This is a genomic window from Frigoribacterium sp. MEB024 (genome assembly GCF_000878135.1).
Lineage (GTDB): Bacteria > Actinomycetota > Actinomycetes > Actinomycetales > Microbacteriaceae > Frigoribacterium.
This window is the reverse complement of record NZ_JXQZ01000001.1, coordinates 23,753-43,248: the sequence shown is the minus strand read 5'-3', so window position 1 is coordinate 43,248 and position 19,496 is coordinate 23,753. Positions and strand designations below refer to the sequence as shown.

Genomic DNA, 19,496 nt, shown 5'->3' with positions numbered 1-19,496 from the left:
ATAGTCTGGACGAATGGCCGTTCGACCCATTTCCATCACGGGTGACCCCGTGCTCCACTCCCCCGCCTCCGAGGTGACCGTCGTCGACGACGAGCTGCGCACGCTGGTCGCGGACATGTTCGAGACGATGGACGCCGCCCCGGGCGTCGGCCTCGCGGGCCCTCAGGTGGGCGTCGGCAAGCGCCTGTTCGTCTACTCGTGGACCGACGACGACGGCGAGCTGTGGCGGGGCGTCGCGATCAACCCGACGCTGTGGCAGAGCCCGCTCTCGATCGAGCCGCTCGACGACGACTCCGAGTCCGAGGGGTGCCTGTCGGTGCCGGGTGAGAGGTTCCCGCTGCGCCGCGCCGACGGCGTCGTGCTGCGGGCCACCGACCTCGACGGCGACGAGGTCGAGATCGAGGCCTGGGGTTGGCTCGCCCGCATCTTCCAACACGAGTACGACCACCTCGACGGCATCCTGTACGCGGACCGGCTCGAGCACCCGTTCCACAAGGCGGCCGCCAAGGCCGTCCGCAAGAAGGGCTGGGGCCAGCCGGGCAGCACCTGGCTGCCGGGAGTCGACCACCTCGAGGACTGACCTCGGACCGAGCCGCCCCTGGACGAAGGAGGCGCGTCCTGCGAACAGCAGGACGCGCCTCCTTCGCGTTCGGCCCGGGACGGACCGGGCGTGAAGAACGACCCGGGACGGGCCGGGCAAGAGAAAAGGCCCAGAGGGTGGAGCCTCTGGGCCTTCGCTCCCCGAGTTGGACTCGAACCAACAACCTGCCGGTTAACAGCCGGCTGCTCTGCCAATTGAGCTATCGAGGAATGGCAACCGCCCCGGACTTTCGTCCGTGACAGCGGAGACAACACTAGCAAAGATCTGAGGCCCCGACGGACCACGGTGGTGACGCGGCGCGTCGGACGTCCGCGACCGCGACGTCAGTACCCGTCGTGCGGGTCGACGACCCCGACGAAGTCGCCGTCGCCGAGGAAGGCCCGCACGTTGTGGCGAATGCGCTCGGCCAGCAGCGGGGCCGTCATCTCGGGGGTGTCCGCCTGGTGCGGCGTGACGATGACGCGCGGCTCGCCGAAGAGCGGGTGGCCGTCGGGGAGCGGCTCGGGCGTCGTGACGTCCACCCCCGCGCCCCAGAGACGCTCCGCCCTGACCGCCTCGACGAGGGCGTCCGTGTCGACCAGGCTGCCCCGGGCGACGTTCACGACCACGGCCGTCGACGGCAGCAGGGCGAGCCGACGCGCGTCCAGCAGGCCTGCCGTCCCGGGCGTCGCGGCGGCGGCGAGGACGAGGACGTCGGCGGTGGGCAGCACCTCGTCCAGGCGCCCGACCGAGAGCGTCCGGTCTGCTCCGGGCACGGGCTCGTCCGATCGGCGCACGATCGTCACCCGGACGTCGAACGGGGCCAGGAGGCGCATCAGCTCGATCGCGATGCCGCCGGCGCCGACGACGACGACGTGCCGGCCGTAGAGCGAGCGGCCCTGCTGTTCGGTGGCCCAGGACGTCGCGCGCACGCGCTGGGGCACGACCCTCAGCAACGACAGCACCAGCATGAGGGCGTGTTCGGCCACGGGCTCGGCGAACGCCCCCTTGGCGCTGGTCCAGAGCGGCAGCGCGCGGTCGGCCCGTGCGGCGATGACCTCGGCGAAGGCGTCGACCCCGGCGTAGGGCAGCTGCACCCACTCGACGCCCGGGTTCTCGTCGAGGGCCCGCGCGAGGCCGTCGGGGTCGCGGTACGAGAGCCAGACGAGGCCGCGGGTGTCCGGGCCGAGCGGGACGACGTCCGCTCCCCCGGCACGCACGGCGTCGACGAAGACCGGGGTCGGACGGGGGGCCACCGAGACGGCGCCCGGGGTCGGACGACGCCCCGGCGCGAGGACGGGACCCGGGGTGACGACCGCGCGGTGGCCGCGCGCGCCTCCCGGGCTGGTCACGACGGCGGCGTCCGCCGAGGCGGGGGCGGCGTCCGCCGCGGCAGGGCCCGAGGCCGGCTCGGTGGTCACGGTGCCTGCTCGCCGCGGGGCTCGGCGTCGGGATCGAGCGGACGCCCGGACTCACGTTCTTCGGGGCGGATGATGTCGATGGGCGTGGTCTGCGAGAGGACCTTGACGTACGGGTCGATGCCGGTCCGGAGCACGTCGTCGATGTCGCCCAGCCCGACCAGGCGACCGCCCCGCATGACGGCGACGCGGTCGGTGATCGCCCGCGCCTCGGCCACCGACGAGGTGACCACGAGAGCCGAGAACTGACGCCCCTCGTGCAGGTTCTTGATCACGTCGAGGACGGCCTGGCGGACGAGCACGTCCACCCCGCGAGCGGGCTCGTCGGCGATCAGGAGGGGCGGCTCGAGGACGAGGCTGCGAGCCAGGGCGACACGCTGCCGCTGACCCGAGCTGAGCTCCCAGGTCTGCTTGAGCATGGTGCCGAGCGGCAGGTGCACGCCGTCGACGAGCGTGGCGACGATGCGTCCGGCCTCGGTGCGGTCGAACTTCCGGTCGCGCAGGTAGATGGGTTCGGCGATGGCCTCGCCGACGGTCAGGTCGGGGCTGAGCCGTTCGCCGTCGTCCTGCGCCAGATAGCCGACCATGGCCGAGAGCCGGTCGCGTCGCCGGCCCGACAGCTTGCCGACGTCCTGGCCGAAGACGCGCGCGGTGCCACCGACCAGACGGGGTCGCCCCTCGTCGACGCGTCCCGTGCCGGTCAGCCCGGCCAGGGCCATCGCGAGCGTCGACTTGCCCGAGCCGCTCTCGCCGAGCACGGCGACGATCTCGCCCGGCTCGACCCGCAGGGTCACCCCGTCGACGGCCCGCACGGCCGGGTGGCCCGCCCGCGCCGGGTAGAGCAGCGACAGGTCGTCGGTGACGACCGGCTGGTCGAGGTCGAGCTCGCGGCCCGGCACCGTCAGGCCACCCCGCCGGTCGTGGTTCCGAGGGCGGCGTCGCCCGCCGCGCGGCGGTCCAGGGCGGCCAGGCGCTCACGACGAGACGCCTGCTCGATCGGATCGGGCACCGGCAACGACGCCAGCAGGCGTTGCGTGTAGGGGTGCTCGGGTGCGCCGAGGACCTGGTCGTTCGGACCGCTCTCGATCAGGTCGCCGTGGAACAGCACGCCGATCCGGTCGGCCAGCATGTTGACGACGGCCAGGTCGTGGCTGATGAACAGGGCGGCGAAGCCCAGCTGCGCCTGCAACTCGGTGAAGAGCTCGAGCACGCGGGCCTGCACCGACACGTCGAGGGCGCTGGTGGGCTCGTCCGCGATCAGCAACGTCGGGTCGAGGGCGAGCGACCGGGCGAGACTCGCCCGCTGACGCTGCCCGCCGCTGAGCTCGTGGGGGTAGCGGTCGGCGAACGACTTCGGCAGCTGCACCGCCTCGAGCAGTTCGTCGACGCGCGGACGGGCGGCCCGGGCGTCCTTCGCACGGCCGTGCACGATGAGCGGCTCGGCCACGCACTCGGCGATGGTCAGCAACGGGTTGAAGCTCGACGCGGGGTCCTGGAAGACGAAGCCGATGTCGGCGCGCTTCCGCTTGAAGTCGCGCTCGTGCACCCCGTTCATCTCGATGCCGAGCACCTCGAGCGACCCGCCGGTGACCTTCGTCAGCCCGGCGATGGCCCGTCCGATCGTCGTCTTGCCCGAACCGCTCTCGCCGACCAGGCCGAGGACCTCGCCGCGGGCGATGGTGAAGTCGACTCCCTTGACGGCCCGGAAGCCGCCGCGGCCGAGGCGACCGGGGTACTCGATCTCGAGTCCCCGGGCACGAACGACGACCTCGCTGTCGGCGGGCTGCTCCTGTTGCGTGTGACCGCGGGCCTCGAGCTTCGGGACCGAGCCGAGCAGGCGCTTGGTGTAGTCGTCCTGCGGGTTCGCGAACAGCTCGACGGCCGGGGCCTGCTCGACGACCTTGCCGAGGTACATGACGGCGACGCGGTCGGCGAGGTCGGCGACGACGCCCATGTTGTGCGTGATCAGCACGATGGCCGTGCCGAACTCGTCGCGGCAGCGGCGCAGCAGGTCGAGGATCTCGGCCTGCACGGTCACGTCGAGGGCCGTGGTCGGCTCGTCCGCGACGATCACCGACGGGTCGAGGACGAGCGCCATCGCGATGACCACGCGCTGCTTCTGCCCGCCCGAGAACTGGTGCGGGTAGTAGTCGACGCGGGCCTCGGGGTCGGGGATGCCCACGCGACGCAGGATGTCGATCGCCTTGACCCGCGCCTCCTTGCGTCCGACCTTGCCGTGGGCCCGGAGGCCCTCGGCGATCTGCCAACCCACCGTGTAGACGGGGTTGAGTGCGGTCGACGGCTCTTGGAAGACCATGGCCACGTCGGTGCCGCGCAGCTCGCGGACCTTCTTGGGGCCGACCTCGAGGACGTTCTGCCCCGAGAGCAGCACCGCGCCGGTGGCGACCGCCGTCTCGGGCAACAGGCCGAGGATCGTCTTGGCGGTCACGGTCTTGCCGCTGCCCGACTCGCCGACGATCGCCAGCACCTCGCCCGCGCGGACGTCGAGCGTCACGCCCTGCACGGCGGCGACGTCACCGCCGTCCGTCGCGAAGGTGACCTCGAGGTCGGTGATGCCGACGGCGACGGGGCGCTCGTCGCGCGGGGCCGCCGGTCGGCCGGTCGTGGTCGTGTCGGCGCTCATGCGGTCACCTCGTCGTTCGTCGTGGTCGGTGCCTGCTCGGCACCGCGGCCGGCCTTCGTCTTGCGCTTCGCGCGACGGCGGGTCCGGAGGCGCGGGTCGGCCAGGTCGTTCAGGCTCTCGCCCATCAACGTGATGCCGAGCACCATCAGGACGATCGCCGCGCCGGGGAAGACGCCGGTCCACCAGATGCCGCTGGCCGTGTCGGACAGGGCGCGGTTCAGGTCGTAGCCCCACTCGGCCGCCGCGGTCGGGCCGATGCCGAAGCCGAGGAAGCCGAGGGCCGCCAGGGTCAGGATCGCCTCGGACGCGTTCAGCGTGAGGATCAGGGGCAGGCTGCGCGTGGCGTTGCGCAGGACGTGCTTGAACATGATGCGGCCCGTGCTGCTGCCGTTCACCTTCGCCGACTCGACGAACGCCTCGGCCTTGAGCCTCGTGGCCTCGGCACGGACGACCCGGAAGTACTGCGGGACGTAGACCACGGTGATCGAGATGCCCGCCGAGACGATGCCACCCCAGAGGCTGGACTGGCCCCCGCTGATGACGATCGAGACGACGATGGCGAGCAACAGCGACGGGAACGCGTAGACCGCGTCGGCGATGACGACGAGCACCCGGTCGAGCCACCCGCCGAGGTAGCCCGAGATCAGGCCGAGCGTCACGCCGATCGTGATCGACAGCACGACGGCCACGATGACCACGGCCACGGCGGTGCGGGTGCCCCACATGACGCGGCTGAACACGTCGTAGCCGCCGACCGTGGTGCCCCACAGGTGCTCGGCCGAGGGCGGCGCCTGGCGCGGGAAGGCCTCGGTGGCACCGCGCAGCTGGCCGAAGCCGTAGGGCGCGATGAGCGGGGCGAAGATCGCCAGCAGCACGAACACGGCGACGATGACGACGCCGGTCAGCAACATGCCGCGCTGCAGTCCCACCGAGCGGCGGATCTGGGCGACGACGGGAAGGCGCTTGTAGAGGGGTTCGCGGCGGTCGGCCGCGACGGCTGCATCGGTCATGGTCAGTACCTCACGCGGGGGTCGATCAGGGCGGCGATCACGTCGACCACGAAGTTGGTCACGGCGACGATGACGGCGAGCACGGCGACGATGCCCTGCACGGCGATGAAGTCGCGGGCCGACAGGTACTGCTGCAACTGGAAGCCGAGCCCCCGCCAGCCGAAGGTCGTCTCGGTGAGCACCGAGCCGCCGAGCAGCATCGCGATCTGGAGGCCCATGACGGTGATGATCGGGATGAGGGCGGGCTTGAGCGCGTGCGCCCGGACGAGCCGGAACTCGCTGACGCCCCGCGAGCGGGCCGCGTCGACGTACTCGGACCCGAGCGTGCCGATGACGTTGGTGCGCACGAGTCGCAGGAAGATGCCGGCGGTCAGGACGCCGAGCGCGAGGGCGGGCAGCACGGCGTGCGAGAGGACGTCGACGATGATCGTCGAGTTGCCGGTGCGCAGGGCATCGACGATGTAGATGCCCGTGGGGTGGTCGATGCGCCCCAGGGCGATGGCGACCCGAGTGCTGGCACGACCGCCGAGGGGCAGCCAGCCGAGCCAGACCGAGAAGGTGAGCTTGAGCAGCAGGCCGGCGAAGAACACCGGGGTGGCGTAGGCGAGGATCGCGAGCACGCGCAGGATCGCGTCGGGCCAGCGGTCACGGACGTAGGCGGCGAGCATGCCCAGCGGGATGCCCAGCACGAGCGCGACGATCAGCGCGTAGAAGACGAGTTCGATGGTGGCACTGCCGTACTGGAGCAGGATGCCGCTGATCTCGCGGTTGTCGGTGGCGGTGGTGCCGAAGTCGCCCCGGACGATCTGGCCGAGGTACTCGAGGTACTGGACGATCACGGGTCGGTCGTAGCCGGCGGCGGCGAGACGCTCTTGCAGCTGGGCCTCGGTGAGACGGCCGCCGACGGAGGCGGTGATCGGGTTGCCGACCACGCGCATCAGGAAGAACACGAGCGTGACGAGGATGAACACGGTGGGCACGATCAGGATCGCGCGGATCACGATGTAGCGTCCGAGGCCGCCGCCCCCGGAACTTCGGGACTTCCCGGGGCTGGAGGTGGGCGGCGCCGTGAGGGAGCCGTCGGTGATCAGGGTCACGTCGTTGGGCCTTTCGATGGTGTGGTGCCGGTCGCAGGCCGGAGGGGGCGCCCCGCGGTGTCGCGGGTCGCCCCCTCGGCGTGCGGCCGTGGTGCGGAGTCCCCCGGCCCCCGAGCCCGGCCGGCGGACCGGCGGGGCTCAGGGACCAGGGAGGCGCGTCAGCGGCTCAGCGCACCGTAACGGAACTTGAACGACGCGTCGAGCGTGTCGTCCACGCCCTTCACGTCGGACTGCGAGACGACGACCTGCGTGCCCTGCAAGAGCGGCAGCGTGGGCAGGTCGGCCGCGACGGCGTCCTGGATCTGGCCGATGGTCGCCTCGCGGGCCGAGGCGTCCTGCTCACCGATCTCCTGCGTCAGCAGACCCTGGACGGTCGGGCTGTCGTAGTGGTTGCCGACGAAGTTGTCCGCGCTGAAGAACGGCGTCAGGTAGTTGTCGGCGTCCGAGAAGTCGGGGAACCAACCCAGCTGGTACACGGGGTAGGCGTCCTCGCGGCGCTCGGTGCTGTAGGTGTCCCACAGGGTCGACTGCAGGTTCACGGTGAACAGGCCGCTCGCCTCGAGCTGCGACTTGATCAGGGCGTACTCTTCGTCGCTCGACGCCCCGTAGTGGTCGGGGCTGTACTGCAGGTCGATCGACACCGGGGTGCTGACGCCGGCGGCCGACAGGGCCGCGGCGGCCTTGTCGACGTCGGGGCCGCCCTGGCCGTCGCCGTAGAGGCTCTCGAGGGGCTTGGTCGCACCGGTCAGGCCGTCGGGGACGACCGAGTAGAGCGGCGTGTAGGTGTCGTTGTAGACGTCCTTGGCGAGGGCGGCACGGTCGACCGTGTCTGCCACCGACTGACGGACGGCCAGGGCCTTGGCCGGGTCGGCGTCGGGCTGCGTGGCGCCGTAGGGCATGGTGTTGAAGTTGAACACCAGGTAGCGGATCTCGCCGCCGGGGCCGTTGTGCACCGTGAGCGCGTCGTCCTTCGCCAGGTCGGCCAGGTCGGTCGGGCTCAGGCTGCGGTTCGCGACGTCGACGTCGCCGTTCTGGACGGCGAGCTTCAGGTCGGTCTCTTCGGTGTAGTACGTCGCCGTGACCGAGTCGGTCTTCGGAGCACCGAGCACGCCGTCGTAGGCGTCGTTCGCCGCGTAGGCGATCGTCTCGTTTTGCGAGTAGTCGGTGATCGTGTACTGACCCGAGAAGGCGTTGCCCTTGACGATGTCGTCGGCGTCGGTCAGCCCGGTGGCCGAGAAGACGTCCTCGTCGACGATCGGGCCGGCGGGGCTCGAGAGCACCTGGGGCCAGGTCTGGTCGGCCGACTTGAGCGTGAAGACGACGGTCGTGTCGTCCGGCGCGTCGGTGCTGGCCAGGTTGCCGAGCAACGACGACGGGCCGTTGGGGTCGGCGATGGCCAGCTGGCGGTCGAAGCTGAACTTGACGTCGCTCGAGGTGAGCGCGTTGCCGTTCGCGAAGGTCAGTCCGTCCTTCAGCGTGACCGTGTACTCGGTCGGGCTGGTGAAGTCGGCGGACTCGGCCAGGTCGGGCTCGACGTCGGGGCTGCCGTACGGGGCGTTCGTCAGGAACCCGAACACCTGGTTCTGGACGGCGAACGAGCCGTTGTCGTACGAACCGGCCGGGTCGAGCGACGTGATGACGTCGGTCGTGCCGATGCTGAGACCGTCGAGGGCGTCGGTCGCGTCACCACCGGAGGCGCAGCCCGAGAGGACGAGTGCGGTGGCAGCGGCGCCACCGACGACGGCGAGGGCGCGTCGGGCGAGCGTGGAGTCGGATGTCATATCCGGTTACCTCTTTCTCTGTGTGCAAGGGGCCCCGGGCCGTGCTGTGGACGCGGCCGTTTCAGGGAACGTCCATTGGTAACACACACGTGAGCCTGAGACGGGCTCATCGCGCAACTGTTTACAGGCCCGCAACGAACCCTTGCCAACTGGTCGTCTCGGGGCCGGCGGCGCATCGTCGCGATGTATGCGCGTTCAGGCCCGGGCACCACGTGACGGCCGCCGACCTCACTCTTGTCGGACGGACCGGCGCTCGGCCTCGACCGCGGCGATGCGCACCTGGATCTCGCGCCAGCGTTCGGGTTCGGTCTTCATGTCGGTGCGGAACGACTGCCCGAGCAGTTCGGACTTCTCGCGGATCAGGTCGCGTTCGACGATCGAGACGACGATGCCCCGACAGTAGGTCGTGATCTCGCGCCCCTCGCGCTCGGGGATCGGGGCGACGGCGAGCTCTTTGGCGAGGGTGTCGAACGGCGACGGGGTCTGGCCGAGCACGACGTCGAGCCAGTCGGCCGAGTCGAAGCGGTCGAGGCTCGCCCCGATCGCGTCCCGGACGACCGCCAGGGCGCTGTTCTCGATGCGCGCCCGGGCCGCACGCTGCATGAGCTCGAAGCCGACCGTCGCCGGGTGCTGGAGCATCGCCATGAGCGCGTCGCGCTCGGTACGGGTCGTCAGGTCGGCCGGCAGCGTCAACAGGCTCGGACCGGCCGGCTCGTCGGGCACCGGGGGCAGGCTCGTGATCGACTGCCGACCGTCGGAGACGCTCTTCGGCTGTGACCGTTCGAGCGCGTTCTGGGCCGAGGAGGCGCGACCCGCGTCGTCGACGGACCGCGCCACGTCCGCCGGGTCGAGCCCCAGCCAACCCGCCAGCGACCGCACGTAGCCCTGCGTCATCGACCGGTCACGGATGCCGGCCACCACCGGGGAGGCCGCCCGGAGCGCCGACACCCGGCCCTCGACGGTCTCGAGGTCGTGCCCGTCGATCAGTCGACGGATCATGAACTCGAACATCGGCCGCTTGGTCGAGATGAGGCGGCGCACGGCGTCGTCGCCGCGGTTCAGCCTCAGGTCGCACGGGTCGAGCCCGTCGGGTGCGACGGCGACGAAGGTCTGTGCGGCGAACCGCTGCTCTTCGGCGAACGCGCGGGACGCCGCCTTCTGGCCCGCCTCGTCGGGGTCGAAGGTGAAGACGACCTCGCCGCCGGTCGACGTGTCGGCCCCGCTGACGTCGCCGAGCATGGGACGCAGCACCTTGATGTGGTCGACGCCGAACGAGGTGCCGCAGGTCGCCACGGCCGTCGTGACCCCGGCCAGGTGGCAGGCCATGACGTCGGTGTAGCCCTCGACGATGACGACCTGCTTGCCCTTCGAGATGTCCCGGCGGGCGAGGTCGAGCCCGTAGAGCACCTGGGACTTGTGGTAGATCGGCGTCTCGGGGGTGTTGAGGTACTTCGGCCCCTTGTCGTCCTCGAGCAACCGACGGGCGCCGAACCCGATGGTCGACCCCGTGACGTCGCGGATCGGCCACACCAGCCGCCCCCGGAAGCGGTCGTAGGGGCTGCGGTCGCCCTGGCTCAACAGCCCCGCGGTGACGAGTTCGTCGTCGCGGTAGCCGAGCCCCTTGAGGTGCGACCGCAGGGCGTCGAACGACTTGGGGGCGAAGCCGACGCCGAACCGCTCGGCCGCGGCCGGGTCGAAACCCCGCTCGCCGAGGAACCGCCGGGCGGGCTCGGCGTCGGCGGCCGTCAGGTGGTCCACGAAGAACTCTCGAGCCGCCTCGTTCGCCGAGATCAGCCGCGCCCGGTTGCCGTGGTCGCTGGCCTGACCGCCGTCTTCGTAGTGCAGCTCGAAGCCGATGCGCGCGGCCATGCGCTCGACCGCCTCTTGGAAGGTCGTGTGGTCGGTCTTCATCACGAAGCTGAAGACGTCGCCGTCCTCGCCGCAACCGAAGCAGTGGTACCGACCCACCTGGGGCCGCACGTGGAAGCTCGGGCTGCGCTCGTCGTGGAACGGGCAGAGGCCCTTGAGCGACCCCACGCCCGCGCCCTTGAGCGTGACGTGGTCGCCCACGATGTCGGCGATGTTGGTGCGCGACCGGACCTCGTCGATGTCGTTGCGTTTGATCAGGCCGGGCACCTGTCGATTCTAGGTCGCGCCACCGACCGCACCGACCCCGGGAGGGCCGACCGCGGGAGGACGAGGAGGCGCGGCGGGGCTGGGGAGGACCCGCGCCTCCTGGGGGGTCGCCTCAGCGGTCGGCGGTCAGCCGGTCGTGCCAGGCCGTGGCGCTCTGGTCGGTCAGGGAGGCGACCTGGTCGACCACGACGCGACGCCTCGCGGCGTCGTCGTCGGCCGAGGCCCAGTCGGCCGCGAACCCCCGGTCGAGTTCGGAAGGGCCCGCCTGCCAGAGGGCGTCGGCGAGGCCGGTGAGCACCTCGCGCTGCCGCAGGTAGATCGGCTGCCGGTCGTCGCTCGTCATGACGAACGCCGCGACGATGCCCTTGAGCACGGCGATCTCGCCGATCACGTCGGGGGCCACGACGACCGAGGCACCGAAGCGCATCAGGGCGTCACCGGGATACGAGTCGCGGGTCGCCTGCGTGGCCGAACCGGCGAACCGGCCGATCAGCTGGCTCGTGAGGTTCTTGAGGCGGGCCTGCGCGAACCGGCTGCCGTCGTACGACTCGAGCCAGAACGGCAGTGCCTGCAACCGGTCGAAGGCCTCGGTCAGCTCGTCGCGGCTGAGCTCGCCGCCGACCCACGCGTGCATGGCCGTGACGAGCGAGTCGTGGTCGACCCGGGCCCCCAGGGCCGCGACGTCGACGTACCCGTTGACGACGGCGTCCTCGAAGTCGTGCACGGAGTACGCGATGTCGTCGCTGAGGTCCATCACCTGGGCCTCGACGCACCGTCGCCGACGCGGGGCGCCCCGGCGCAGCCACTCGAAGGCGGCCGTGTCGTCGTCGTAGAAGCCGAACTTCATGCGACCGCCCGGGTCGGGGATGCCCTGCGCTGCCGGCCACGGGTACTTGCAACTGGCGTCGAGGCTCGCGCGGGTCAGGTTCAACCCGAAACTCCGCCCGGTCGCGTCGATCACCTTGGGTTCGATGCGGGTCAGCAGCCGCAGGGTCTGCGCGTTGCCCTCGAAGCCCCCGATGTCGGACGACCACTCGTTCAGGGCTCGCTCACCGTTGTGCCCGAACGGCGGGTGGCCGAGGTCGTGCGCGAGGCAGGCCGTGTCGACGACGTCGGGGTCGAGGCCGAGGCTCGTCGCGAGCTCACGACCGACCTGCGCGACCTCGAGCGAGTGCGTCAACCGGTTGCGGGCGAAATCGAGGCCGGCGGTGGGGCTGAGCACCTGCGTCTTGGCCGCCAAGCGGCGCAGCGCGCTCGAGTGCAGCAGACGGGCCCGGTCGCGGGCGAAGTCGCTGCGCCGGTTGGAGTGCTGCTCGGGCAACCAGCGCTCGGAGTCGGCGGGGTCGTACCCGGGGGCAGCACTCGGCAGGGCTTCGGTGGACACCGGGGCCTCTCGGTCGGGACGGGAAGGGATGTCGGGGACGGGTGTGCCTAGCCGCCGCTGTGGTGCAGCTCGGCGGCGGCGAGCTCGGCCTTGAAGGCATCGTCGAGGTCGCGGCTCTCGAGCCACCGGTCGGGAAGAGCAGGACGTTTGGGGCTGCCTGCGCGCCCCCGCGGCCCCTCGGCCGCCTCGCCGGGGTACTGCTCGTCGGGGTCCATCGTGGCGAGCAGGTCGTCGATCTGCTGCAGCGAGTCGGCCAGGGCGAGAGCCGCCCGGACCTCGCCGCCCACGGGGTAACCCTTGAAGTACCAGGCGACGTGCTTGCGCATGTCACGGCAGGCCCGCCCCTCGTCGCCCGACCAGAACTCGACCATGAGCTCGGCGTGACGCCGGAAGGCCCGACCCACCTCGCCGAGGGTCGGCTCGGCCTTCAGGTCTTCGCCGCGGAAGGCCGCGGCGAGGTCACCGAACAGCCACGGGCGGCCGAGGCAGCCCCGGCCGACGACCACACCGTCGCAGCCGGTCTCGTCGACCATGCGCAGGGCGTCGGTCGCCGACCAGATGTCGCCGTTGCCGAGGACCGGCACGTCGGTGATCGTCTGCTTCAGGGTCGCGATGGCCGACCAGTCGGCCGTGCCCGAGTAGAAGTCGGCCGCCGTGCGCGCGTGCAACGCGATGCTCGCCACACCAGCGCCCTGCGCGGCTCGACCGGCCTCGAGGTAGGTGAGGTGGTCGTCGTCGATGCCCTTGCGCATCTTGACGGTCACCGGGATGTCACCGGCGGCCTTGACCGCACCCTCGACGATCTCGCGGAAGAGGCCGATCTTCCAGGGCAGGGCCGAGCCGCCGCCCTTGCGGGTGACCTTGGGGACCGGACAGCCGAAGTTGAGGTCGATGTGGTCGGCGCGGTCCTCGGCGACGAGCATCGTGACCGCCTCGGCCACCGTGTTGGGCTCGACGCCGTAGAGCTGGATGCTGCGGGGGGTCTCGGACTCGTGGTGCTGGATGAGGCGCATCGACTCGGGCGTGCGCTCGACCAGAGCCCGACTCGTGATCATCTCGCTCACGTAGAGACCGGCGCCGTACTCGCGACACAGGCGGCGGTAGGCCGTGTTGGTGATGCCGGCCATGGGGGCGAGCACGACGGGCGAGGCCACGTCGATCGGTCCGATCGAGAGGCCGCGCGAGGGCAGGGTGGTGGTGGACATCGTTACGATTCTCCCATGAGCGACGGCGGGCTGACGAGTGGTGTGGACGACGCGGACGTCGGGGGTGCCGGGGGCGCCCCGAGGTCGGTCGACGGCACGGGGCGGGTGCGCACGGACGCCGCCGCCCGCGGTCTCGCCGTCGAGATCGTGGCGCGTCCTGCGGCCGACTCGCTCGAGGCCGCTGCCGCGCTGCTCGGACTGCGGTCCTCCGACATCGTCAAGAGCCTCGTCGTCAAGCGACACGACGGGTCGTTCCTGTTCGCGCTCGTCCCGGGCGACCGGCAGATCTCGTGGGCGAAGCTCCGAGCGGTCGTCGGCGTCAACAAGCTGTCGATGCCGAGCGCCGACGTCGCCCTCGAGGTCACCGGGTACGAACGGGGCACGATCACTCCCCTGGGCAGCTCGACAGCCTGGCCGGTGGTCGCGGACTCCCGCATCGTGGGGAGGCGCGTCGCCCTGGGTGCCGGAGCCCACGGCTTCAGCGCCTTCGTCGACGCCGACGACCTGGTCGCCGGGTATGACGCGACCGTGGCCGACATCACCGACTGACGCCGCGCCTCCCGGGCTCGTCGTCCGAGGTCCGGTCGACGGACGTGTCGGCGATGCCGGGCGGGACGACGAGGCAGGAGTCCCCCTCGCAGGCGGCGGCGTCCGGTGAGCCGAGCATGGTGAACGTCGTGGTCGGCGTATCGACCTCGACCCCGACGGGCTCTCTCATCGGGCCACCTCGGAGGCGACCTGCTCAAGGGCCTGGACGAAGGTCTCGGGAGCCTGGGCGCCCGAGATGCCGTACTTGCCGTCGAGGACGAAGAACGGGACTCCGGTGATGCCGAAGGCCTGCGCCTGGGCCTGGTCGGCCCGCACGTCGTCGAGGTGACGCCCGGTCTCGAGTGCCTCGCGCGCCTCCTGCTCGTCCAGGCCGACCTCGACGGCCAGCGCGACGAGATCGTCGACGCGGCCCACGTGTCGGCCCTCCTCGAAGTAGGCGTGGAGCAGGCGTTCCTTCATCTCGGTCTGACGACCGTTCGCCTTGGCGAAGTGCAGGAGCTCGTGCGCCTTGACCGTGTTGGTGTGCTGCAGGTGCTCGAAGTCGTAGGCGAGGCCGACCTCGGACGCGATGCCGGCCACGGTGTCGAGCATCCCGCGGACCTGGTCGGCGGGCATGCCCTTGTGCTTCGAGAGGAAGTCGACCTCGTCGCCCTCGAAGTCGACCGGGGTGTCGGGAGAGAGCTCGAACGAGTGGTACTCGACCTCGACGGGGCCGCCGAAGCGTCGCACGGCCTCCTCGAACTTGCGCTTGCCGATGAAGCACCAGGGGCAGGCGATGTCGGACCAGATGTCGACCTTGACGGTCGCGGACGGGGTGGCGGAGTCTACGGTCACGGCAGGCCCAACTCGTGCCGGGCCCTCCCCATTCCCCGCGCCCTCGGCACTTCCATCGCCCCGTCGCGCCTCGCCCTCACCCGCCTCACCCTGTCGGCAACTCCTGCCCCCTGCGTCGGCCCGGTGGCGCGAGCCGCCAGTTCCTGCGGCCTCGGGGCCCGAGCACTCGCGGGAGGCAGGAGTTGCCGACACGTGACGGCGGTCTCGGGCCGCCCGCCGTGGTGATCAGGGCCTCGATCGCGGCCGACGTGCGGACCCACAGGTCACGCACCATGATCGTCCCCGCCCGGAACGGAACATGTCCGTCGAGGGCGATGTCGGCGTCCTTGAGGCGGTCCCGGTCGAAGCGGCTCTCGTGGTGCACGCGACCGTCGGTCTCGAGACCGACGACACCGTCGACGAGCATGTCGAGGATCTTGCCCGTGGTGCCGACGGGCACCTGTCGCACGACGTGGTGCCCGGCCCGACGGAGCCTCGTCCCGGCCGTCGACTCGAGGATGCTCTCGGCTCCCCCGTCGCTCCAGGCCACCAGCCCAGCAGCGTCGGCGCGTTTCCGCGCCAGGACCTCGGCGGCGTCCTCGTCGTCGGTCACGACACCGACGCTCCGTGCCCAGTCGACCAAGATGACCGCGTCCTCGAGGGACTCCGCTTCGACCACCGCGCGGGCGAGGGCGACTCGCGGGTCCACCGCCCAGGTCGAGCCACGGGACCCGAGCTCGACGGAGTCCCAGACGATGCGGACGCCCCGTCGCCGTCGGAGGCGGGACGCGGTCTCGGGCACCGAGACCGTGATCGGCGGACGTCGCCACGACCACGCCCCGAGCTGGTGCAGGGCGGCGGCACCGGTGAGGCGTCCCCCCACCGCGACGGCCACGAAACGCGGATCATGGCGCGGCCACGTCGAGTACCAGCCGCGTCGCGGGCGACGGACCGCGCGGGAGCGGACGGCGACGGTCAGATGGCGGTCCGTCGCACCCAGCGCGACGAGATCACGCTTGTGCAGCAAGCCACCGGCGTCGGAGACGAGTTCGGAGATCGTGGTCATGCCCCACAGCGTCCCGAGCGGTGCCCGCCGGCCGTGGGCAGTACGGGCGGCATGGGGACGGCGGCCTCGCCCGGGAACCCTGGGGGCGAGTCCTCGTCGCACGGAGCGCCAGTCGGGCGCGGGCAACTCCTGCCTCGTGCGTCGTCGACGGACGACACGCCGCGTGCTGGGGTCAGGTCGCAGCAGCAGGCAGGAGTTGCCGACGAAGGTCGGTGCGACGCCCGGCGGGTACACGACGCGGGCGGCTACGCGCCGAGCAGCTGCTCGGCCAGGTAGGCCCGCAATCCGGCCAGCGGGATGCGCTGCTGGGCCATGGTGTCGCGCTCGCGCACGGTCACCGCGTCGTCGTCGAGCGAGTCGAAGTCGACGGTGACGCAGAACGGCGTGCCGATCTCGTCCTGCCGGCGGTAGCGGCGGCCGATGGCTCCCGCGTCGTCGAAGTCGATGTTCCAGTACTTGCGGAGGTCGGCGGCGAGCCCGCGGGCCATGGGCGACAGCTGCTCGTTGCGGCTGAGCGGCAGGACGGCGACCTTGATCGGGGCCAGGCGCCGGTCGAGCTTCAGGACGGTGCGCTTGTCGACGCCGCCCTTCGCGTTCGGCGCCTCGTCCTCGGTGTACGCGTCGACGAGGAAGGCCATGAGCGAGCGGGTCAGACCGGCCGCGGGCTCGATGACGTAGGGCGTCCAGCGTTCGTTCTTGGCCTGGTCGAAGTAGGTCAGGTCCTTGCCCGAGGCGGCGGCGTGGGTCTTGAGGTCGTAGTCGGTGCGGTTCGCGATGCCCTCGAGCTCGCCGAACTCGCCGCCGGCGAACCGGAAGCGGTACTCGATGTCGACGGTGCGCTTCGAGTAGTGCGAGAGCTTCTCGGCGGCGTGCTCGTAGAGGCGGAGGTTCTCGGGGTCGATGCCGAGGTCGACGTACCACTGGAACCGCTGGTCGATCCAGTACTGGTGCCACTCTTCGTCGCTGCCGGGTTCGACGAAGAACTCCATCTCCATCTGCTCGAACTCGCGCGTGCGGAAGATGAAGTTGCCGGGCGTGATCTCGTTGCGGAAGCTCTTGCCGATCTGGCCGATGCCGAACGGCGGCTTGATGCGCGACGACTGCAGGATGTTGTCGAAGTTGGTGAAGATGCCCTGCGCGGTCTCGGGTCGCAGGTAGGCCATGCCCTGCTCGTTGTCGACCGGACCGAGGAAGGTCTTGAGCAGGCCCGAGAAGTTCTGCGGTTCGGTCCACGAGCCGGGCTGCCCGGTGTCGGGGTCGCGGACGTCGGCCAGGCCGTTCTCGGGCGGGTGGCCGTGCTTGGCCTCGTACGCCTCGAGCAGGTGGTCGGCGCGGTAGCGCTTGTGGGTGTGCAGCGACTCGACCAGCGGGTCGCTGAAGACCTCGACGTGACCCGAGGCCTCCCACACCTGACGCGGCAGGATGACCGCCGAGTCCAGGCCGACGACGTCGTCGCGGCCCTGCACCATGGTCTGCCACCACTGGCGCTTGATGTTCTCCTTCAGAGCGACGCCGAGGGGCCCGTAGTCCCAGGCCGAGCGCGAACCGCCGTAGATCTCTCCCGACTGGAAGACGAAGCCGCGGCGCTTGGCCAGGGCGATGACGGAATCGAGACGGTTGGGTGCTGCCACGTGTGATGCTCCGATGAGTTGAGGCGCGAGCTGGGTGCCCGGTCGGTCGAGGTACCCGGCAACTCTAGCGGCGGAGCGTCACCGGCCGAGCGCGGCGGCGACGGCCTCGACGTCGCTCTCGTCGTTCCAGAGGTGGAACGCCACGCGGACGCGACCGGCGCGTGCCGAGACCACGAGACCGGCGTCGCCGAGGAGGCGCTGGTCGCGTCCGTCGGGATCGGCCCAGGTCACGATCGCTCGGCCCTGCGCCTCGATCCCGAGCCGCGCGCAGAGCGCGTCGCCCGTCCCGGCGGCGTGCGCCCAGGTCTCGTCGGCGTCGAGCCCGGCGAACGTGCGGAGCGCGGGAAGCGCTCCGGCCCAGGCCTGCCAGGCGGGCGAGACGTCGAACGCCCGGGCGTCCGCGGCGAGCCGCATCTCGGGGCCGTAGCACGAGCCCCACACGTCGTCGCCCGCGTACCAACCGGCCTGCGCCGGCACCGTCATGCGCTGCAGCCGCTCCCCCAGGGTGAGGAACGCCACCCCGCGCGGGCAGCACAACCACTTGTAGGCGTGCGTGACGCTGGCGTCGTACCGTGAGGCGTCGACGGGTCGCACGCCGGCGGCCTGGGTCAGGTCGCACAGCGTCAGCGCCCCGTGGCGGGCCGCCGCGGCGACGACGGCCGCGTCGTCGGCGACCTCGCCCGTGGCGGACTGGACGGCCGACCAGGCCACGAGGTGCGTGTCGGGCCCGACGGAGCCGGCCAGCTCGTCGAGCGGCACGCTCCGCACCCGGACGCCTCGCGCCTCCTGCACCACGAAGGGGTAGACGATCGAGCTGAAGTCGCCCGTGGGCACGAGCACCTCGGCACCGTCCGGCACCGAGGCCGCGACCACCGCGACCATCGCCGACGTCTGGGACGCGATGGCGACGCGGCCGACGTCGACCCGGGCCAGCCGGGCGAAGGCCGCGCGCGCCTCCTCGACGACGGCGCCGTAGGCGACGGGACCGGCCCGACCGGACGACCACCGGTCGAGGTCGGCCCGCAACGCCTCGACCGTCGACCGCATCGGCAGGCCCATGGTGCAGGCCGCGAGGTAGCCCGGGGCAGGGGCGAAGAGGTCGGGACGGGGCTCGGTCATGTCCTCAGGCTCCTCTCGTCGAGATCGCAGGACAACCGCCAGTGTCTGAGGTCATCCATCACGACGACTTATGATTCGAGCATGACCGACGATCTCGACCTCGCGTCGCTGCGCGTCGTCCGCGCCGTCGCGGACACCGGCACGATCACGGCGGCCGCCGCCCTGCTCGGCTACAGCCAACCCGCCGTCAGCCAGCAGCTCCGGCGGGCCGAACGCCAGGTCGGTCAGCCGCTCGTGCTGCGGGCAGGACGCGGTGTCGCGCTCACCGACGCCGGACGGAGGCTCGCGGCCCACGCCGTCCACGTGCAGGCGGCCCTCGACGCCGCGCGGCAGGACCTCGACGCCCTGGGCGGCGTCGCCACGGGTCGCGTCACGCTGGCAGGCTTCCCCAGCGCGTCGTCCACGATCGTCCCCGACGTGCTGTCGCGCCTGCGCGACCGGCACCCCGGCCTCACGGTCGACTACGTCGAGGCGGAACCGCCGGAGGCGCTGGCACGACTGCGGGACGGCTCGGCGGACGTCGCGATCACCTTCCGCCACGGGGGTGACGCCGGGGGCGAACGCGACCTCGACGGGCTGCTGCACCGCGCCTCCTTCGTCGACCGCACGGTGCTGGCCCTGCCGACGGCGCACCCGTTCGCCCGGGGCGACGCCTTCGCGGGTCTGGCGCACGAGAGGTGGATCGGCGGCTGTCCCCGCTGCCGAGGCCATCTGCTCGCCACCTGTGCCGCGTCGGGGTTCGAGCCCGAGATCGTGCTCGAGACGGACAACGCCCTCGCCGTGCTCGGTCTCGTCGCGGCGGGGCTCGGCGTCGCCCTGCTGCCGGGGCTGTCGTTGGTGTCCGCCGCCGTGCCTCCCGGCGTGCGCGTGGTCGGACTGGACGAGGGTCTCGCCCGGGTGGTGCACGTCGTCCACGGGCGCGGGGGTGACCGGGTGCCGAGCGTGCGGGCGGTCCTCGACGCCTTCGAGCAGGTGGACGGCGACGCGCTGGGCCTCGTGCCGGTCCGTCGGGGCGAGCCGTCGACGGCGCCGGGTTAGGCTGGCCCGACGAACCAGGAGAGGT

At 71.6% G+C, this 19,496-nt stretch carries 17 protein-coding genes and 1 tRNA gene; 3 read left to right on the top strand and 15 right to left on the bottom strand.

The features are described 5' to 3' along the window. Nucleotides 1-13 precede the first annotated feature (13 nt). Nucleotides 14-580 carry a peptide deformylase gene (gene def, locus SZ60_RS00195; protein WP_043592595.1) on the top strand — a complete coding sequence of 189 codons (567 nt, stop codon included), beginning with the start codon at nucleotides 14-16 and terminating at the stop codon, nucleotides 578-580. A 157-nt stretch (nucleotides 581-737) separates the two neighbouring features. Here the strand turns inward: def and SZ60_RS00190 are convergent. The 10 genes from SZ60_RS00190 to dusB all read right to left on the bottom strand — a co-directional run bounded on the left by SZ60_RS00190 (nucleotide 738) and on the right by dusB (nucleotide 13,255). Then, nucleotides 738-810 (bottom strand) — tRNA-Asn (locus tag SZ60_RS00190). A 114-nt stretch (nucleotides 811-924) separates the two neighbouring features. Next, nucleotides 925-1,836 (bottom strand): NAD(P)-dependent oxidoreductase, encoded by a 912-nt coding sequence (locus tag SZ60_RS00185; protein WP_231567013.1) that lies wholly within the window; start codon nucleotides 1,834-1,836, stop codon nucleotides 925-927. 161 nt (nucleotides 1,837-1,997) lie between these two features. Beyond that, nucleotides 1,998-2,897, bottom strand: a complete 900-nt coding sequence (locus SZ60_RS00180; RefSeq protein ID WP_082452288.1) for an ATP-binding cassette domain-containing protein — start codon at nucleotides 2,895-2,897, stop codon at nucleotides 1,998-2,000. 2 nt (nucleotides 2,898-2,899) lie between these two features. After that, entirely contained in the window at nucleotides 2,900-4,642 is a 1,743-nt protein-coding gene (locus SZ60_RS00175) for an ABC transporter ATP-binding protein (protein WP_082059738.1), read from the bottom strand. After that, nucleotides 4,639-5,652: an ABC transporter permease gene (locus tag SZ60_RS00170; protein ID WP_043592591.1), complete on the bottom strand. Its 1,014-nt coding sequence runs from the start codon at nucleotides 5,650-5,652 to the stop codon at nucleotides 4,639-4,641. The genes SZ60_RS00175 and SZ60_RS00170 overlap by 4 nt, the downstream gene beginning before the upstream one ends. A 2-nt stretch (nucleotides 5,653-5,654) precedes the next feature. Further along, nucleotides 5,655-6,749, bottom strand: coding sequence for an ABC transporter permease (locus SZ60_RS00165; protein WP_043592590.1), 1,095 nt, complete (start codon nucleotides 6,747-6,749; stop codon nucleotides 5,655-5,657). Nucleotides 6,750-6,907: 158 nt separating this feature from the next. Further along, nucleotides 6,908-8,530 (bottom strand): ABC transporter substrate-binding protein, encoded by a 1,623-nt coding sequence (locus SZ60_RS00160; RefSeq protein WP_043592588.1) that lies wholly within the window; start codon nucleotides 8,528-8,530, stop codon nucleotides 6,908-6,910. A gap of 228 nt (nucleotides 8,531-8,758) precedes the next feature. Continuing rightward, the gene (gene dnaG / locus SZ60_RS00155; protein ID WP_043592586.1) at nucleotides 8,759-10,666 is read right to left on the bottom strand and encodes a DNA primase; all 1,908 of its coding nucleotides are present in this window, start codon (nucleotides 10,664-10,666) and stop codon (nucleotides 8,759-8,761) included. 112 nt (nucleotides 10,667-10,778) lie between these two features. Continuing rightward, nucleotides 10,779-12,050 (bottom strand): deoxyguanosinetriphosphate triphosphohydrolase, encoded by a 1,272-nt coding sequence (locus SZ60_RS00150; protein ID WP_231567003.1) that lies wholly within the window; start codon nucleotides 12,048-12,050, stop codon nucleotides 10,779-10,781. A 47-nt stretch (nucleotides 12,051-12,097) separates the two neighbouring features. Continuing rightward, complete coding sequence (gene dusB / locus SZ60_RS00145) at nucleotides 12,098-13,255, bottom strand: tRNA dihydrouridine synthase DusB (RefSeq protein ID WP_043592585.1); 1,158 nt, start codon at nucleotides 13,253-13,255, stop codon at nucleotides 12,098-12,100. A gap of 15 nt (nucleotides 13,256-13,270) precedes the next feature. On the opposite strand from dusB, the gene SZ60_RS00140 reads away from it, so the two are divergent. Further along, nucleotides 13,271-13,804: an aminoacyl-tRNA deacylase gene (locus tag SZ60_RS00140; protein WP_082059737.1), complete on the top strand. Its 534-nt coding sequence runs from the start codon at nucleotides 13,271-13,273 to the stop codon at nucleotides 13,802-13,804. On the opposite strand, the gene SZ60_RS00135 is transcribed toward SZ60_RS00140, so the two are convergent. The 5 genes from SZ60_RS00135 to SZ60_RS00115 form a co-directional block, all read right to left on the bottom strand. Next, nucleotides 13,794-13,973: a hypothetical protein gene (locus tag SZ60_RS00135; protein ID WP_043592583.1), complete on the bottom strand. Its 180-nt coding sequence runs from the start codon at nucleotides 13,971-13,973 to the stop codon at nucleotides 13,794-13,796. The two genes, SZ60_RS00140 and SZ60_RS00135, sit on opposite strands and share 11 nt — an antisense overlap. Then, the gene (locus SZ60_RS00130; RefSeq protein ID WP_043592581.1) at nucleotides 13,970-14,638 is read right to left on the bottom strand and encodes a DsbA family protein; all 669 of its coding nucleotides are present in this window, start codon (nucleotides 14,636-14,638) and stop codon (nucleotides 13,970-13,972) included. The genes SZ60_RS00135 and SZ60_RS00130 overlap by 4 nt, the downstream gene beginning before the upstream one ends. Before the next feature lie 85 nt (nucleotides 14,639-14,723). Then, nucleotides 14,724-15,683, bottom strand: coding sequence for a hypothetical protein (locus SZ60_RS00125; protein ID WP_052505055.1), 960 nt, complete (start codon nucleotides 15,681-15,683; stop codon nucleotides 14,724-14,726). A gap of 245 nt (nucleotides 15,684-15,928) precedes the next feature. Continuing rightward, entirely contained in the window at nucleotides 15,929-17,314 is a 1,386-nt protein-coding gene (locus SZ60_RS00120) for a glycine--tRNA ligase (RefSeq protein ID WP_043592579.1), read from the bottom strand. A gap of 78 nt (nucleotides 17,315-17,392) precedes the next feature. After that, nucleotides 17,393-18,433 (bottom strand): aminotransferase class V-fold PLP-dependent enzyme, encoded by a 1,041-nt coding sequence (locus SZ60_RS00115; RefSeq protein ID WP_043592578.1) that lies wholly within the window; start codon nucleotides 18,431-18,433, stop codon nucleotides 17,393-17,395. An 81-nt stretch (nucleotides 18,434-18,514) separates the two neighbouring features. Between SZ60_RS00115 and SZ60_RS00110 the strand changes: the two genes are divergently transcribed. Then, a complete protein-coding gene (locus tag SZ60_RS00110) occupies nucleotides 18,515-19,471 on the top strand; it encodes a LysR family transcriptional regulator (RefSeq protein ID WP_043592577.1) in 957 nt (318 codons plus the stop codon). Nucleotides 19,472-19,496 lie beyond the last annotated feature (25 nt).